The organism is Yersinia rochesterensis (genome assembly GCF_003600645.1).
Classification (GTDB): Bacteria; Pseudomonadota; Gammaproteobacteria; order Enterobacterales; family Enterobacteriaceae; genus Yersinia; species Yersinia rochesterensis.
Genome location: NZ_CP032482.1, coordinates 522,655 through 539,435 on the forward strand (window position 1 = coordinate 522,655; position 16,781 = coordinate 539,435).

The following is a 16,781-nucleotide window of genomic DNA, read 5'->3' on the forward strand; positions in this document are numbered from 1 at the left end:
TTTTTGGTGACTAACAAAAGGAAAACTCCGGCAAGGTGCCAGAGTTTTCCTAATGGTTTCTTAAAATGAGCGTTGTACAGAAATATGAGCTAATCCTTCCAGTGCCAGTCGATATTCGCTTTCAGGGAGAACCTGCAAGGCAGCAATGGCTTTATCGGCTTCTTCTTCAGCACGCTGGCGGGTGTAGTCCAGTGATCCGCACTGTTGCATGGCAAGCAATACCGGTTCGAGTAAATGGCGGCCATTCCCTTCTTCAATGGCTTGCCGAATCATTGCGGCATGTTCCGGCGTCCCATTACGCATGGCATGCAGTAAGGGAAGTGTCGGCTTGCCTTCATTGAGGTCATCACCGGTATTTTTACCCAAAGTGGTGCCATCGGAGCTGTAATCCAGCAAGTCGTCGATAAGTTGAAAAGCGGTGCCCAGATAGCGGCCATAATTCTGTAATGCGAGTTCTTGCTCTTGCGTGGCATCAGACAATATAGCCGCAGACTGTGAAGCCGCTTCGAATAAGCGCGCTGTCTTGCTATAGATGACCTGCATATAGTTTTCTTCAGTGATGTCAGGATTGTTGCAGTTCATTAACTGCAAAACCTCACCCTCAGCAATCACGTTCGTGGCTGCTGACATCAATGTTAGCACCCGCAGTGATTCAAGGCTGGTCATCATCTGGAATGAGCGCGTATAGATATAATCGCCCACCAATACGCTGGCAGCATTACCAAAGGCGGCATTTGCTGTAGCCTTACCTCGGCGCATATCAGATTCATCGACGACATCATCATGCAGCAGAGTGGCCGTATGAATAAATTCAATCAATGCTGCGACCGTGATATGTTTCGTCCCTTGATAGCCAAGCGCTCGAGCCACCAAGACAGCGATCATGGGGCGAATGCGTTTGCCGCCACCACTGATAATGTAATGGCCCAATTGATTGATGAGAACAACATCAGAGTTCAATTGGTCGAGAATAGTTGTGTTTACAGCCGCCATATCTGGCGCGGTTAAGTCGATAATCTTTTCTAGGTTCATTGTTATATTCAGCTGTTTTTCTCTTTAACTGCGATGAGATTACCGCCCACATTATTACATGACGTTCCCTGAGACTATGATTGTACTTGAAAAATCCATCAAATAAACGAGATGTAAGAAACTGTGCTTTTTTTCTTCTCTTGAGCTGATTATATACTTGTCATTCACTACATTTTTGCGTAGAATTCGCGCCCTATTGTGAATATTTATAGTGCGCTCTGGACTACAAAAGTGGAGTGCGCGGAAAGCGGAGTTTTATATGTACGCGGTTTTCCAAAGTGGTGGTAAACAACACCGAGTAAGCGAAGGTCAGACCATTCGCCTGGAAAAGCTGGACATCGCAACTGGTGAAACTGTTGAGTTTGACCAAGTTCTGATGATTGCTAACGGTGAAGAAATCAGTATCGGCGCTCCTTTAGTCGATGGTGGCAAGATCAAGGCTGAAGTAGTTGCTCACGGTCGTGGCGAGAAGATTAAGATTGTTAAATTCCGTCGTCGTAAGCATTACCGTAAGCAGCAAGGTCATCGTCAGTGGTTCACTGATGTCAAAATCACCGGCATCAGCGCTTAAGATTTAGGAGAGCGGATAAATGGCACATAAAAAGGCTGGTGGCTCGACTCGTAACGGTCGTGACTCCGAAAGTAAACGTCTTGGCGTAAAACGTTTTGGCGGCGAAGCAGTTCTGGCAGGCAGCATCATCGTTCGTCAGCGTGGCACTAAGTTCCATGCAGGCATCAACGTTGGTTGCGGCAAAGACCATACTCTGTTTGCTTTGGCTGACGGTAAAGTCAAGTTCGAAGTTAAAGGCCCGAAAAACCGTAAATTTATCAGCATCGAAGCTGAATAAGTTTTTCGCGTCCTGTAAATAGATGTAAGCCCTGCAATTTCGTTGCGGGGCTTTTTACATTTCTGGGTTAACCCCCCTGGTAAAAAATGGATACGAAGCAGCAGGCTGGTTTAGGTATTTTTTTGGCACTGACCACTGCCGTATTCTGGGGTGCCTTGCCGATTGCAATGAAGCAAGTGCTCGAGGTCATGGAGCCTTATACCATTGTTTGGTATCGTTTTATGATGGCGGCTATCGGCTTGGGGATTATTCTGGCTTCACGCCGTCAGTTGCCCTCGCTTAAACTTTTTCGCCAACGTCGCTGGCTGGTATTACTGATTATTGCGACCTGTGGCTTGCTGGGGAATTTCATCTTCTTCAGTTCATCATTACAATATCTCAGCCCGACCACATCTCAGGTCATCGGGCAACTTTCACCCGTCGGGATGATGGTTGCCAGTGTGCTGATTTTAAAAGAGCAGATGCGCATCAACCAAGTTATTGGTGCGGTTATGCTGATTTGTGGCCTGATGTTATTTTTTAACACCAGTTTGCATGAAATTTTTACCCGTTTGACTGATTACACTCTTGGCGTGGTATTGGGAGTTTGTGCAGCGGTTGTCTGGGTGAGTTATGGTGTTGCCCAGAAGGTGCTATTAAGGCGTATGGCATCGCAACAAATCTTATTATTGTTGTACACTTTATGTGCAATTGCATTATTCCCATTAGCAAAGCCAGCCGTTATTTTTCAGCTAAATGGGTGGCAGTTTGCCTGTTTACTATTTTGTGGGGTTAATACCCTGGTTGGTTATGGTGCTTTGGCTGAGGCCATGGCGCGCTGGCAGGCAGCGCAGGTAAGTGCGCTCGTCACATTGACGCCGCTATTTACCTTGTTTTTTTCAATTTTATTGGCGCTGGCCTGGCCAGATATGTTCGCCGCACCATCTCTCAACTTTGTGGGATATGTAGGCGCATTCGTGGTGGTGGCAGGTGCAATGTTTTCCGCAATTGGGCACCGTTGGTGGCCACGTCGGACAGCGATAAACCCGGTTGCTGCGCAAAAATAGCAGCCTGGTGAATGATTTACGGAGAAAGTAAATGAAGTTTGTTGATGAAGCTACGATTTTGGTTGTAGCCGGTGACGGTGGTAACGGTTGTGTCAGTTTCCGTCGCGAAAAATATATCCCTAATGGTGGCCCTGATGGTGGCGACGGTGGCGACGGTGGCGATATTTACCTGCTGGCTGATGAAAACCTCAACACACTGATTGATTACCATTTTGTGAAATCTTTCCGTGCTGAACGTGGGCAGAATGGTCAGAGCCGCGACTGTACCGGTAAACGGGGTAAAGACATCACCATTAAAGTCCCGGTGGGTACCCGCGTATTGGATCAGGGAACAGGTGAGATTGTCGCTGATATGACCCGTCATGGTCAGCGTCAGATGGTCGCAAAAGGCGGTTTCCACGGATTAGGTAATGCCCGCTTCAAATCCTCAGTTAACCGTGCCCCGCGCCAGAAGACTATGGGTACTGAAGGCGAGACCCGTGACCTGACGTTAGAGCTGCTGCTGCTGGCTGATGTTGGGATGCTGGGGTTACCTAATGCCGGTAAATCAACCTTTATCCGCGCGGTTTCTGCTGCTAAACCAAAAGTTGCTGATTATCCATTTACCACTCTAATCCCAAGCTTGGGTGTGGTGCGTATGGATTACGAGCAAAGCTTTGTGGTTGCCGATATTCCTGGTCTGATTGAAGGCGCTTCAGAAGGTGCTGGCCTGGGTATCCGTTTCCTAAAACATTTGGAACGTTGCCGCGTGCTACTGCACTTAGTCGATTTGGCCCCCATTGATGAATCTGATCCGGTTCAAAATGCCAAAGTCATTATTAATGAGTTGCAGCAATACAGTGAAAATCTGGCTAAGAAGCCACGCTGGCTTGTTTTCAATAAGATTGACCTGCTAGACCCAGAAGAAGCTGAAGCACGCGCTAAGGCCATTGTAGAAGCTCTGGGATGGGAAGATAAGTATTATATGATCTCGGCTGCAAATCGCGACAACGTGAATGCGCTGTGCTGGGATGTAATGAACTTCATTAACTCGCAACCCAAAGAGATGGCTATTGCTGAAAGCGCGCCAGAAAAAGTTGAATTCATGTGGGATGACTATCACCGTGAGCAACTGGCTGAAGTGGAAGCTGAAGCAGAAGATGAAGACGATGATTGGGATGAAGAAGACGATGACGGCATAGAGTTTATCTACGAACGCTAATTTGTCCGTTGTAGTTTGTCTGTAAGAATTATAGTTTGTCTGTAAGAATTATAGTTTGTCTGTAATAATTATAGTTTGTCAGTAAGAATTATCGTTCATCAGTAAAAAAGAATTGAAACAAAGGCTACCTTTCATGGTGGTCTTTTTGTTTATAAAACAGATGATTATAAAGTTGATATTTGAACTGCTGACTTTAGCTATGGGTGGTCGTCGGTATCCAACATTGCGCTTTTAACCCGGAGCGATCAGTGCGATTCTCCAGCGTTAGACGGCCTTGGTGCAGTTGGGCAATTCGGATCACAATATTCAACCCTAAGCCGCTGCCGCCATAACGCTGATCCATACGGCGAAACGCCTGAGTCAGTTCACCGGCTTGTTCCTGCTTTATTCCCGGCCCTTCATCTATGATTTGCAACAGGTTGCCCTGAGCTTCGGTCGCGAGTTTGACGGATATTTGGCTGCCTACCGGGCTGTAACGATGTGCATTCTCCACCAAATTACGCAGCATCAAACGTAGTAATGTAGCATCGCCCTGAGTCTGAGCATCAGGGGGAAGTGCCCACAGTAGAGTTTGCTGGCGCTGAGCACACATTTCCTCCAGCTCTTCTTTCAGTGGTTGCACCACGTTTTCTATCCAATCGAGAGTCTGATAAAGGCCGCTGGCAAAGTTTTGCCCAGCCCTCGACAGCATCAATAATTGCTCAATGGTATGTATTAATAAATCAATCCGGCTGATAAGCGGTTTGCTTTCAGCAATACCTTGCTGTTCCATCAATTCAAGATGCAGCCGAATGCCGGCAAGCGGAGTGCGCAGCTCGTGCGCAGCATCGGCGGTGAACAAGCGCTCCTGTTGAATAGTATTGGAGAGCCGGGATAGCAGCTGATTAAGGGTCGAAGTGACCGAGACAATTTCTTGCATGTCACTGTTAACAATGACGGGCGTCAGATTATCGGCGGAACGCTCGGCTAGCTTCTGCTGTAATTGGTCCAGTGGCCGAATAATCCAACTGATTGCCCATAAAGAGAGCAGCAGGGTGATAGCCATCATGATGAGCGACGGCGCAAGTAGTGAGGCAATGGCTTCGGCGATTTCGGTATCAACCCGCTCATTGCGCACTTTGGCACTTAGGGTTTCATCGACCAGAAAGCTGATTTGCTCTTGGCTTTCATGCCATAACCAAAACGCGCTGATCAACTGAGTAATCAGTAATATTAACGCCAGCATTAAAATGAGACGGCGTCGCATACTGATCATCATAGTGCTTCCAGTCGATAGCCAATGCCCCGGACTGTCCGGATCCTGTCTTTACCCAATTTACGCCGCAGATTGTGAATATGTACTTCCAGCGTATTGGAGCCGAGATCGTCATTCCAGGTATACAGGTCTTGCTGCAACAATTCACGATTGACAGTTTGGCCAGCCCGCATAATTAAACGCGAGAGAATCGCAAATTCTTTGGGCGTGACTTCCAACTGTTGGCCCTGCAAACACACTTGCTGGGTAGACAGATTAAGACTCAGGTCATCTTGCTGGACCAGATTGTCACTTTGCCCTTGATAGCGGCGGATCAGCGCTCGAACACGGGCCAGCAATTCTGCGAGGGCGAAAGGTTTTATTAAGTAATCGTCAGCACCGGCATCCAGCCCGTCAACTCTATCCTCAAGTGCATCGCGCGCTGTCAGGATAAGCACCGGCAGCGTGACATGCTCGCGCCGCCATTGACGAAGCAATACGGCACCATCTTGATCCGGTAAACCGAGGTCAAGAATCACCATGCTGTACTGGCTGGTGAGCAACAAACTGTGCGCCTCTGCGGCGGTACCCGCGCAGTCACAGGGATAGCCCGCGTTAGTCAGCGCCATGGCGATCCCTCGTTGTAACAGTTCGTCATCTTCAACAATCAGTAGTTTCATGGTTTTTCGCTATCATAATAAGGATGTTAGTTATTCTGATAAATATCTTTATACAGGCGACTTTCGAAACGAACTAATGGTGCCCGACGATTTTTTTGGTCTTCAGGTGGTACCGCGTAGCCAGATAAAAATTGTACAAAGGCCATACGCTGCCCACTGGCGGTAGTTATAAATCCGGCCAGATTGTACACGCCTTGCAAAGCACCTGTTTTCGCTGAAACCTTGCCGTCAACCCCGGCTTCGTGTAGCCCACCACGATAACGTAATGTGCCGTCGTAGCCTGATAATGGCAGCATTGAGATAAAGTTAAGCTCTTGATCGTGTTGAGCAATATATTGCAACGTCTGCATCATGGTTGCCGGTGAAATAAGGTTATGCCGTGATAAGCCAGACCCATCCACGACAATACTATTTCCGAGGTCTACCCCCGCTTTTTGGCGCAATACTTGGCGTACAGCATCAGCGCCAGCGCGCCATGTACCTGGCACCCCAAACCGCTGATGACCAATAGTTCTAAATACCGTGTCCGCAATCATGTTGTCAGACTTTTTCAACATGATTTTCAATAAGTCATGTAGCGGCGCTGATTGCGCTTGAGCTAACAGGGTGCCTGCTGGATTTGGCGTAGTTTGACGGCGCAAACTGCCATCAATTTGGATATCAGCTTTCTTCAATTCATCCTTCAAAATAGCCCCGGCATAGCTGGCACCATTTTGTACTGCGAAGGCCAAGGGCAGCGGCTCACTGCGTTGTGTCAGGCAGCCCGTCAGTGTGAACCGGTTTAACTCACCGGGCACCACATCTAATTCGCAATATTGTGCATCAGGCGAACCTTTAGCTAAGGTGCGGACTTCACTGAACATCTGCACCGGGTAATAAGATGCGACTCGGATAAACGCCATGTCGCCGGGGTTCGGGGCGCTATAGAGGGAGACTGAAAAACAGTTCCGGTCGACAATCGCCGCAGCTGGCGGGGCGCTAAAGCATTGCGTCATGTCGTTCCACGGCCAACCAGGGGCTTTGTCATGGCTGGCAAAAACCGACGTATCGATAATCAAATCACCGGCGATTTGTTTTACACCCGCTTTTCTGAGTGTCGTCACCATATTACGCAACTGTTGGCGTGTTAAGGTGGGATCACCGTCAAAACGAGCAATTAAATTGCCACGTAATACACCATCCGTGATTGTGGCGTGGCTTTCTAATGTGGTATTAAAGCGAAAATCTGGGCCAAGTTGCAACAATGCCGCCAGCGCAGTCAGGACCTTTTGCGTACTGGCAGGTAATGCCATTTGCTGAGCGTGATAGTCTATTACCGGGGTTGTGGCCCCGATTTTTTGCACGACTAACGCAAGATTTGCCCCATCAGGCAGATATTGTGTGTAATTCTCAACTTGAGCCGCATTGGCATTAGATATGCTGATATTGATTGCAATAGCACAGGCCAATCCACTGACAATTCGTGAAAAATGCATAATTTCGATATAACTGCTGAATAACGTGTTGCCATACTACGGTGCAACGAGGGCGAAAGTAAACGATGACCCTAAAGGAACTCTACGTTAAAATGCATATCAAAATGCAAAATCGATCCTGACTTGGGGTTTTAGCTCCGGGGGTGATTTTTTTGTTTATCGCCTGGAGGCGGGTAAAGTATCTGACTTGCCGCATTTTCATTCGAAAACGTTAGGATGACGGTTTTTTGAACAGGATAGATTTAGAGGTATTTAAAAGATGAAACAGATTCCGATGACGGTAAATGGCGCAGAAAAATTGCGCGAAGAGCTGGATTTTTTGAAAGGCGTTCGTCGCCCTAAAATTATTGCTGATATCGCTACTGCCCGTGAACATGGCGACTTAAAAGAAAATGCGGAATACCACGCAGCCCGCGAGCAGCAAGGGTTCTGTGAGGGCCGCATTCAAGAAATAGAAGCAAAGCTCTCTAATGCGCAGGTGATTGATATCACCAAAATGCCAAATAATGGCCGCGTTATTTTTGGTTCCACTGTGCGTGTATTAAATGTGGTTTCTGAAGAAGAGCAGCAATACCGGATTGTGGGTGATGACGAAGCTGATTTTAAACAAAATCTTATTTCCGTTAACTCACCTATTGCTCGTGGCCTGATTGGTAAAGAAGTCGATGACGTAGTTGTTATCCGTACTCCAGGTGGCGAAGTAGAATATGAAATTCTTACCGTAGATTATGTGTAATACTTGTTCAACTGAACAGTAAGCATGCATTATTTATAAAAAATGAAGTTGTAAAGAAAAGTAAAAGGCCGCTTGCGGCCTTTTATCAGAACAAAGTGCATGGCACCTTTTCTCTAAAACAAGCGTCATTAACGCGGTAAAATAATTTTGCGCTCTTTTGCTGGACGATAGAGCACTAAAATATTACCGATGATTTGGACGTTAACGGCACCGGTCTCACGCACGATGGCATCAGCAATTAGGGCTTTGGTTTCACGCTCTTCAGCAGTGATCTTCACCTTAATAAGTTCATGATGTTCCAGCGTTTGTTCGATTTCAGCCAGCACCCCTTCGGTTAATCCGTTATTGCCTAACATGACTACTGGCTTTAATGGATGGGCCAAGCTTTTCAGGTGCTGTTTTTGTTTGTTATTCAGATTCATCGTCTTTTTTGCTTAAGTTGGGATTGAAAACGGTTCATTCTACCGCCATCTCATGTGTATCACCAAATCGGTCTACGCCGAGAGGGAGTTTACGCGAGCTAAGCAATAGATGCGCGGACTCTTAATTAAGATAGTTGGAAAAAGAGATGTCTAATAAAAAGCGTTCAGGTAGCTCGAGTCGCTGGTTACAAGAACACTTTAGCGATAAATATGTCATTCAGGCACAGAAAAAGGGGCTTCGCTCCCGTGCCTGGTTTAAACTTGATGAAATACAACAAAACGATAAACTTTTTAAACCCGGTATGACAGTCGTCGATTTAGGCGCTGCACCCGGAGGTTGGTCTCAATATGTTGTAACCCAGATCGGCGGTAAAGGGCGAGTCATCGCATGTGATCTTCTACCAATGGATCCTATCGTTGGTGTCGATTTCCTTCAGGGCGATTTTCGTGATGAACTGGTTCTGAAAGCTTTACTTGAGCGCGTTGGGGATAAAAAAGTTCAGGTGGTCATGTCTGATATGGCCCCGAATATGAGTGGTACTCCGGCAGTTGATATACCTAAATCAATGTATCTGGTTGAATTAGCTTTGGAAATGTGTCGTGATGTACTTGCACCAGGCGGAAGTTTCTTGGTGAAAGTGTTCCAGGGAGATGGCTTTGATGAATACCTACGGGAAATTCGCTCCCTGTTTACGAAAGTTAAGATTCGTAAGCCAGACGCTTCTCGTGCGCGATCACGTGAAGTGTACATTGTAGCGACAGGGCGGAAACTGTAGTACCCTAACGCTGTTTGTTAACACAGTTGTAATATGAGGTTAATCCCTTGAGTGACATGGCGAAAAACCTAATACTCTGGTTAGTTATTGCAGTCGTATTGATGTCTGTATTCCAGAGCTTTGGACCCAGCGAATCGAATGGTCGTAGAGTGGATTACTCTACTTTCATGTCCGACGTAACCCAAGATCAGGTTCGTGAAGCACGTATCAATGGACGTGAAATTAACGTCAGTAAGAAAGATAACAGCAAATATACGACTTTCATTCCGGTCAACGATCCAAAGCTGTTAGATGTCTTATTGACTAAAAATGTGAAAGTTGTTGGTGAGCCACCGGAAGAACCGAGCTTGCTGGCTTCTATCTTTATTTCTTGGTTCCCAATGCTGTTGCTGATTGGGGTCTGGATCTTCTTTATGCGTCAAATGCAGGGCGGCGGCGGCAAAGGGGCAATGTCCTTTGGCAAGAGCAAAGCCCGAATGCTGACGGAAGATCAGATAAAAACTTCTTTTGCTGATGTCGCCGGTTGTGACGAAGCAAAAGAAGAAGTCAGTGAATTGGTTGAATATCTACGCGAGCCAAGCCGTTTCCAGAAATTGGGCGGTAAAATTCCGAAAGGCGTATTGATGGTCGGCCCTCCGGGGACGGGTAAAACCTTGCTGGCGAAAGCCATTGCAGGTGAAGCTAAAGTGCCATTCTTCACCATTTCGGGTTCTGACTTCGTAGAAATGTTTGTTGGTGTGGGTGCATCCCGTGTCCGTGACATGTTTGAACAGGCTAAGAAAGCCGCGCCTTGTATCATCTTTATTGATGAAATTGATGCGGTAGGCCGTCAGCGTGGCGCAGGTCTGGGCGGCGGTCATGACGAACGTGAACAGACTCTGAACCAAATGCTGGTGGAGATGGATGGCTTTGAAGGTAATGAAGGCATCATCGTCATCGCGGCAACTAACCGTCCAGACGTTCTTGACCCGGCGTTACTGCGTCCAGGCCGTTTTGACCGTCAGGTTGTGGTGGGTTTACCGGATGTTCGTGGTCGTGAACAGATTTTGAAAGTTCACATGCGCCGCGTGCCATTAGATACCGATATTGATGCTTCCGTCATCGCTCGTGGTACACCAGGCTTCTCTGGTGCTGACTTGGCTAACCTGGTCAACGAAGCCGCACTGTTTGCCGCTCGCGGTAACAAACGTGTTGTTTCAATGTCTGAGTTTGAGAAAGCGAAAGACAAAATTATGATGGGTGCGGAACGTCGCTCCATGGTAATGACAGAAGCGCAGAAAGAATCGACGGCATATCATGAAGCAGGGCATGCGATTATCGGTCGCCTGGTACCTGAGCATGACCCAGTACATAAAGTGACCATTATCCCGCGTGGTCGTGCATTGGGTGTGACATTCTTCCTACCGGAAGGTGATGCAATCAGTGCCAGCCGTCAGAAACTGGAAAGCCAGATCTCGACTTTGTATGGTGGTCGTCTTGCTGAAGAAATCATTTATGGCCCGGAAAAAGTTTCTACCGGTGCATCGAATGATATCAAAGTCGCTACGTCTATCGCACGCAACATGGTGACACAGTGGGGCTTCTCCGAGAAACTGGGGCCGTTGCTGTATGCTGAAGAAGAGGGCGAAGTGTTCCTTGGCCGTTCTGTTGCGAAAGCCAAGCATATGTCCGATGAAACAGCGCGTATTATTGATCAGGAAGTTAAATTACTTGTCGAGCGTAACTATCAGCGCGCGCGTACTTTGCTGATGGAAAACATGGATGTTCTGCATACCATGAAAGACGCTTTGATGAAGTATGAAACTATTGATGCTCCACAGATTGATGACTTGATGAATCGCAAAGAAGTCCGCCCGCCAGCGGGGTGGGATGATGTAAACAAGACTAAATCATCTGACAACGATAGTACGCCAAAGGCACCAACACCGGTTGATGAGCCACATACACCAACGCCGGGCAATACTATGTCAGAGCAGTTGGGCGATAAGTAAGTCTACTGTTGGCATCTAAAAGCGATGTGATTAATATAAACCTCGGGCTTGCTCGGGGTTTTTCTTTTTTGAGGCGTAATAGTATGCATTTAAAGGCTAGAGGTCTGAAGTTGGATCTCACTCGCCCGCAGGTTATGGGTATTCTGAATGTCACACCAGATTCATTTTCGGATGGTGGGCATCACAATAATCTTGATAAAGCATTACAACACGCCCAACTGATGTTATCGGCGGGTGCTACGCTAATTGATATTGGTGGTGAGTCCACTCGCCCCGGTGCTGCTGAAGTTAGTGAGCAAGAAGAACTTGATCGGGTCGTGCCTGTGGTGGAAGCATTGGCGAAACGTTTTGATGTTTGGCTATCTGTAGATACATCCAAAGCAGCGGTAATCACTGAGTCAGCTCGTGTCGGCGCTCACCTAATCAATGATATTCGTTCGTTGCAAGAACCCGGTGCGCTTGAAGCTGCGGCAAAAACCGGCTTGCCGGTGTGCCTGATGCATATGCAAGGGCAGCCACAAAGTATGCAGCAGTCCCCTCATTACGATGATCTTATGACTGATATAAATCAGTTTTTTAAGCACCATATTGACCGTTGTGTTGCGGGCGGTATCGCAAAAAGTAAATTGTTACTCGACCCGGGCTTCGGTTTCGGTAAAAATCTGGCGCATAATTATCAACTACTGGCACGGTTGGCCGAACTTCACCATTTTGATCTGCCATTATTGGTCGGGATGTCACGAAAATCTATGGTTGGGCAGCTATTAAATGTTCCGCCACAACAACGGGTTATCGGGAGTGTCGCTTGCGCTGTCATTGCCGCAATGCAAGGCGCGCAGATTGTCAGAGTGCATGATGTCAAAGAAACTGTCGAGGCGATGTGTATCGTCGAGGCAACACTTTCAGCGAAGGGATAAATAAAAATTATGAGTAACCGTAAATACTTTGGTACAGATGGCATTCGCGGCAAAGTGGGTGACAGCCCGATTACGCCAGATTTTGTATTAAAGCTGGGCTGGGCTGCCGGTAAAGTTCTGGCTCGACATGGTTCTCGTAAAATTATCATCGGTAAGGATACGCGCATTTCTGGCTATATGCTGGAATCAGCACTGGAAGCCGGTCTGGCTGCTGCAGGGCTATCCGCTTCATTCACCGGTCCGATGCCGACCCCTGCGGTTGCTTATTTGACGCGAACTTTCCGCGCAGAAGCGGGCATCGTTATTTCGGCATCCCATAATCCTTTCTATGATAATGGCATTAAATTCTTCTCAATTGACGGCACTAAATTGCCTGATGATGTGGAAGAGGCGATTGAAGCCGAGATGGAAAAACCATTAACTTGCGTAGAATCTGCGGAGCTGGGCAAAGCCAACCGTATCGTGGATGCTGCGGGCCGTTACATTGAGTTTTGCAAAGGGACATTCCCGAGCGAACTCAGCTTGAATGAGCTGAAAATTGTGGTCGATTGCGCTAATGGCGCAACTTATCACATTGCGCCAAGCGTATTGCGCGAGCTAGGTGCAACCGTCATTACTATCGGCTGTGAGCCGGATGGTATGAACATTAACGAGCAATGTGGTGCCACAGATGTTCGCTTGCTGCAAGAACGTGTTCTTGCCGAAAAAGCGCATGTTGGGCTGGCATTTGACGGCGACGGTGACCGGCTGATGATGGTCGATCACTTGGGTAATAAGGTTGATGGCGACCAGATCCTCTATATCATTGCTCGTGAAGGTCTACGTCAAGGCCAGCTGAAAGGCGGCGCTGTCGGCACTCTGATGAGCAATATGGGGTTGCAACTGGCGTTGAAGGAGCTGGGCATTCCGTTTGTTCGCGCTAAAGTAGGCGACCGCTACGTGCTGGAAGCTATGCAGGAAAAAGGCTGGAGAATTGGTGCTGAAAACTCAGGCCACGTAATCCTGTTGGATAAAACCACCACTGGTGATGGTATTGTGGCTGGTTTGCAGGTGCTGACTGCGATGGTGCGTAACCATATGAGCTTGCAGGATTTGTGCAGCGGTATGAAGTTATTGCCACAAATTCTGGTCAATGTGCGTTTCTCTGGTGATCATAATCCACTGAAATCAGATTCAGTTGAAGAAGTGACCCGCCAGGTTGAAAAAGAACTGGGCGACCGTGGCCGAGTTCTGTTGCGTAAGTCAGGTACTGAACCATTAATCCGAGTGATGGTTGAAGGTGATGCTGAAGAGGCACTGATTTCTGAAATGGCGAATCGGATTGCTGATGCGGTAAAAGCGGCAGGATAATGATTTTTTAGCGGGGGAGGGGGTTCTCTCCCCTGTAAATTATGCTGAAGTTGAATAACTTGACGTTTTTTTCCGCAAATAAACCTATGTAATGAAATTGCCCTTGCGTGTACTAGACGCTTTGGTTAGTATTCACACCCGCTTAAGTGGGTGAATAAGTCCCCCGCTTGATGGGTGAGAAGCATTTGGCATGCGGTGAACCCGCAAGGATACAGGTACAACTATGTACGAAGCTCTTCTGGTTATTTTCTTGCTGATTTCGATTGGGCTAGTTGCTCTGATCATGCTGCAGCAAGGTAAAGGCGCGGATATGGGAGCCTCATTCGGAGCAGGTGCTTCTGCAACTCTGTTCGGTTCGAATGGTTCCGGTAACTTTATGACCCGCATGACGGCTGTATTGGCGGCGCTATTTTTCGTCATTAGCTTGATTTTGGGCAATATGAGCACCAACCAGGGCAATAAAGGCAGCGAGTGGGAAAATCTGGGTCAGCCAGCAAAAGCTGAACAGACTACAGCACCAGTAGCGCCGACTAAGCCGAGTAGTGATATCCCGCAGTAATGTTTCAAAAGAAGTCAGTAGTCAGAAATAGAAAGAAAGTTTTAAAGTGGTTGTGACGACTTAATCAGTAAAAACAACCATTTGAATCAGTGCCGGGGTGGTGGAATTGGTAGACACGCTACCTTGAGGTGGTAGTGCCCGATTGGGCTTACGGGTTCAAGTCCCGTCCTCGGTACCAAATCAGACAGATAACTTGCTTTTTTGTCGTTATCAACGTAATATTTGCCACGTTTTCGGACGCGGGGTGGAGCAGCCTGGTAGCTCGTCGGGCTCATAACCCGAAGGTCGTCGGTTCAAATCCGGCCCCCGCAACCACTTTCCTAAAGTGTTTTTTTTCAAATGTTGTATTCGGTAGACCTCAGATACTTTCGATTTCAATTTGAAAAAAATACTTGTCAGAAAGTTGTACCGAAGCCGCTTTGCGGCAAACAGGGTCCAGTTGCATAAAGCCCCGAATTTCGGGGTTTTTTGTTATTTGACAGCAGAATCACTGGGCTATTAGGCCCTTTTTTTATGTCTTGGGGGTGGGCTTGTCCACATTAGAACAAAAGTTAACAGAGATAATTTCAGCACCGGTAGAGGCCTTAGGCTATGAATTAGTCGGCATCGAGTTCATCCGGGGGCGCCAATCGACGCTACGAATCTATATTGATAGTGACGACGGAATCACTGTTGATGCTTGTGCTGATGTCAGCCACCAGGTCAGCGCTGTCTTGGATGTCGAAGATCCCATTACGGTCGCTTACAACTTAGAAGTTTCCTCTCCGGGCCTTGAACGCCCAATGTTCACTGCTGAACACTATACTCGTTACCTTGGTGAAGAAGTTACTTTGGTGTTGCGTATGGCTATGCAGAACCGCCGTAAATGGCAGGGCATTATCAAAGCCGTTGATGGTGAAATGATCACGGTTACTGTGGATGGAAAAGATGAAGTGTTCGCGCTGAGCAACATCCAGAAAGCGAACCTGGTACCCCACTTTTAAAGTTTGGATGAGGCAACTAGGATGAACAAAGAGATTCTGGCTGTTGTAGAAGCAGTTTCCAATGAGAAATCCCTTCCGCGCGAGAAGATTTTTGAGGCGTTGGAAACCGCTCTAGCGACAGCGACCAAGAAAAAATACGAACAAGAAATTGAAGTTCGCGTCAGCATCGACCGTAAAACCGGTGATTTCGACACCTTCCGTCGTTGGGTTGCCGTTGATGAAGTCACGATGCCAACTCGCGAAATTACGTTAGACGCGGCTCAATATGAAGATCCATCGCTCCAGTTGGGCGATTATGTTGAAGATCAGATTGAATCTGTCACTTTTGACCGCATTACCACCCAAACTGCCAAGCAAGTTATCGTACAAAAAGTGCGTGAAGCAGAACGGGCTATGGTAGTTGAACAATTCCGCCAGTATTTAGGTGAGATTGTTACCGGCACGGTTAAGAAAGTTAACCGCGACAGTATTGCACTGGATCTGGGCCATAATGCCGAAGCTGTTATTAACCGCGAAGACATGTTACCGCGTGAAAACTTCCGCCCAGGCGACCGTATCCGTGGTGTTTTGTACGATGTTCGTCCAGAAGCTCGCGGTGCTCAGCTGTTTGTCAGCCGTTCACGCCCTGAAATGCTGATCGAACTGTTCCGCATTGAAGTGCCAGAAATCGGCGAAGAATTGATCGAAATTAAAGCCGCTGCCCGTGATCCAGGTTCGCGTGCTAAAATTGCGGTTAAAACCAACGACAAACGTATCGACCCGGTCGGTGCTTGTGTTGGTATGCGTGGTGCCCGTGTTCAAGCTGTTTCCAGCGAACTTGGCGGCGAGCGCATTGATATTGTATTGTGGGATGATAATCCAGCCCAGTTTGTTATTAATGCCATGGCGCCAGCTGATGTTGCGTCAATTGTGGTTGATGAAGACAAACACACAATGGATGTTGCCGTTGAAGCCAGTAACCTGGCACAGGCAATTGGCCGTAATGGCCAGAATGTGCGTTTAGCGGCACAGCTGAGTGGCTGGGAACTGAACGTAATGACGGCGGACGATCTTCAGGCGAAGCATCAGGCCGAGGCTCATGCCGCTATTGATACCTTCACCAAATATCTTGATATCGATGAAGACTTTGCCACCATCTTGGTAGAGGAAGGTTTCTCTTCTCTGGAAGAATTGGCTTACGTGCCAATGAAAGAACTTCTGGAAATCGATGGTCTTGACGAAGATACGGTTGAAGCGCTGCGTGACCGCGCCAAAGCTGCATTGACCACGCTGGCCCTGGCACAAGAAGAAAGTCTTGGCGACCAAAAACCCGCTGATGATCTGCTGAATCTGGCTGGTCTGGAACGTAGCATGGCATTTAAATTGGCTGCGCGCGGTGTGTGTACGCTGGAAGATCTTGCCGAGCAGGGTATCGATGATCTGGCAGATATTGAAGGGCTTAGCGATGAGCAAGCCGGCGAGCTGATAATGGCTGCACGTAATATCTGTTGGTTTGGCGATAACGCGTAATAAACTGTAGCAGGAAGGAACA

17 protein-coding genes and 2 tRNA genes are annotated in these 16,781 nt (G+C 47.6%); 14 read left to right on the forward strand and 5 right to left on the reverse strand.

Going from position 1 to position 16,781, the window contains the following annotated elements:
* Window positions 1-60 precede the first annotated feature (60 nt).
* Window positions 61-1,032 (reverse strand): octaprenyl diphosphate synthase, encoded by a 972-nt coding sequence (ispB, locus tag DXZ79_RS02535; RefSeq protein WP_038636830.1) that lies wholly within the window; start codon window positions 1,030-1,032, stop codon window positions 61-63.
* Window positions 1,033-1,291: 259 nt separating this feature from the next.
* On the opposite strand from ispB, the gene rplU reads away from it, so the two are divergent.
* From rplU to cgtA, 4 genes are all read left to right on the forward strand, one after another.
* Entirely contained in the window at window positions 1,292-1,603 is a 312-nt protein-coding gene (rplU, locus tag DXZ79_RS02540; protein ID WP_038636827.1) for a 50S ribosomal protein L21, read from the forward strand.
* Window positions 1,604-1,622: 19 nt separating this feature from the next.
* Window positions 1,623-1,880, forward strand: coding sequence for a 50S ribosomal protein L27 (rpmA, locus tag DXZ79_RS02545; protein WP_002210179.1), 258 nt, complete (start codon window positions 1,623-1,625; stop codon window positions 1,878-1,880).
* An 86-nt stretch (window positions 1,881-1,966) separates the two neighbouring features.
* Window positions 1,967-2,926 carry a DMT family transporter gene (locus DXZ79_RS02550; protein WP_038636824.1) on the forward strand — a complete coding sequence of 320 codons (960 nt, stop codon included), beginning with the start codon at window positions 1,967-1,969 and terminating at the stop codon, window positions 2,924-2,926.
* Between the two features lie 31 nt (window positions 2,927-2,957).
* Window positions 2,958-4,127 (forward strand): Obg family GTPase CgtA, encoded by a 1,170-nt coding sequence (gene cgtA / locus DXZ79_RS02555; protein ID WP_038636821.1) that lies wholly within the window; start codon window positions 2,958-2,960, stop codon window positions 4,125-4,127.
* A 193-nt stretch (window positions 4,128-4,320) separates the two neighbouring features.
* Here the strand turns inward: cgtA and pmrB are convergent, their stop codons facing one another.
* The 3 genes from pmrB to dacB are packed head-to-tail and all read right to left on the reverse strand — an operon-like array spanning window position 4,321 to window position 7,516.
* The gene (gene pmrB / locus DXZ79_RS02560) at window positions 4,321-5,382 is read right to left on the reverse strand and encodes a two-component system sensor histidine kinase PmrB (RefSeq protein ID WP_038639877.1); all 1,062 of its coding nucleotides are present in this window, start codon (window positions 5,380-5,382) and stop codon (window positions 4,321-4,323) included.
* On the reverse strand, window positions 5,382-6,041 hold the full coding sequence (gene pmrA, locus DXZ79_RS02565; RefSeq protein WP_038636819.1) for a two-component system response regulator PmrA: 660 nt from the start codon (window positions 6,039-6,041) through the stop codon (window positions 5,382-5,384). The genes pmrB and pmrA overlap by 1 nt, the downstream gene beginning before the upstream one ends.
* Window positions 6,042-6,067: 26 nt before the next feature.
* Window positions 6,068-7,516 carry a serine-type D-Ala-D-Ala carboxypeptidase gene (gene dacB, locus DXZ79_RS02570; protein WP_038636816.1) on the reverse strand — a complete coding sequence of 483 codons (1,449 nt, stop codon included), beginning with the start codon at window positions 7,514-7,516 and terminating at the stop codon, window positions 6,068-6,070.
* Window positions 7,517-7,775: 259 nt separating this feature from the next.
* Here dacB and greA point away from each other — a divergent pair, with 259 nt between their 5' ends.
* On the forward strand, window positions 7,776-8,252 hold the full coding sequence (gene greA / locus DXZ79_RS02575) for a transcription elongation factor GreA (RefSeq protein ID WP_038636813.1): 477 nt from the start codon (window positions 7,776-7,778) through the stop codon (window positions 8,250-8,252).
* Between the two features lie 128 nt (window positions 8,253-8,380).
* Here greA and yhbY read toward each other — a convergent pair whose 3' ends face one another.
* The gene (gene yhbY, locus DXZ79_RS02580; RefSeq protein ID WP_004389225.1) at window positions 8,381-8,674 is read right to left on the reverse strand and encodes a ribosome assembly RNA-binding protein YhbY; all 294 of its coding nucleotides are present in this window, start codon (window positions 8,672-8,674) and stop codon (window positions 8,381-8,383) included.
* Between the two features lie 146 nt (window positions 8,675-8,820).
* Here yhbY and rlmE point away from each other — a divergent pair, with 146 nt between their 5' ends.
* The 9 genes from rlmE to nusA all read left to right on the forward strand — a co-directional run bounded on the left by rlmE (window position 8,821) and on the right by nusA (window position 16,759).
* On the forward strand, window positions 8,821-9,450 hold the full coding sequence (gene rlmE / locus DXZ79_RS02585) for a 23S rRNA (uridine(2552)-2'-O)-methyltransferase RlmE (protein ID WP_032819268.1): 630 nt from the start codon (window positions 8,821-8,823) through the stop codon (window positions 9,448-9,450).
* A gap of 56 nt (window positions 9,451-9,506) precedes the next feature.
* The gene (gene ftsH, locus DXZ79_RS02590; RefSeq protein ID WP_038636810.1) at window positions 9,507-11,441 is read left to right on the forward strand and encodes an ATP-dependent zinc metalloprotease FtsH; all 1,935 of its coding nucleotides are present in this window, start codon (window positions 9,507-9,509) and stop codon (window positions 11,439-11,441) included.
* An 83-nt stretch (window positions 11,442-11,524) separates the two neighbouring features.
* A complete protein-coding gene (folP, locus tag DXZ79_RS02595) occupies window positions 11,525-12,358 on the forward strand; it encodes a dihydropteroate synthase (RefSeq protein ID WP_038636807.1) in 834 nt (277 codons plus the stop codon).
* A 9-nt stretch (window positions 12,359-12,367) separates the two neighbouring features.
* On the forward strand, window positions 12,368-13,708 hold the full coding sequence (gene glmM, locus DXZ79_RS02600; RefSeq protein WP_038636804.1) for a phosphoglucosamine mutase: 1,341 nt from the start codon (window positions 12,368-12,370) through the stop codon (window positions 13,706-13,708).
* A gap of 223 nt (window positions 13,709-13,931) precedes the next feature.
* Window positions 13,932-14,267, forward strand: coding sequence for a preprotein translocase subunit SecG (gene secG / locus DXZ79_RS02605; RefSeq protein ID WP_004389230.1), 336 nt, complete (start codon window positions 13,932-13,934; stop codon window positions 14,265-14,267).
* Between the two features lie 91 nt (window positions 14,268-14,358).
* Window positions 14,359-14,445: transfer RNA gene (locus tag DXZ79_RS02610), tRNA-Leu, on the forward strand.
* Between the two features lie 60 nt (window positions 14,446-14,505).
* Window positions 14,506-14,582 (forward strand) — tRNA-Met (locus DXZ79_RS02615).
* A gap of 215 nt (window positions 14,583-14,797) precedes the next feature.
* Window positions 14,798-15,250: a ribosome maturation factor RimP gene (rimP, locus tag DXZ79_RS02620; protein ID WP_005156279.1), complete on the forward strand. Its 453-nt coding sequence runs from the start codon at window positions 14,798-14,800 to the stop codon at window positions 15,248-15,250.
* A 21-nt stretch (window positions 15,251-15,271) separates the two neighbouring features.
* Entirely contained in the window at window positions 15,272-16,759 is a 1,488-nt protein-coding gene (nusA, locus tag DXZ79_RS02625) for a transcription termination factor NusA (protein ID WP_038636801.1), read from the forward strand.
* Window positions 16,760-16,781: the final 22 nt, after the last annotated feature.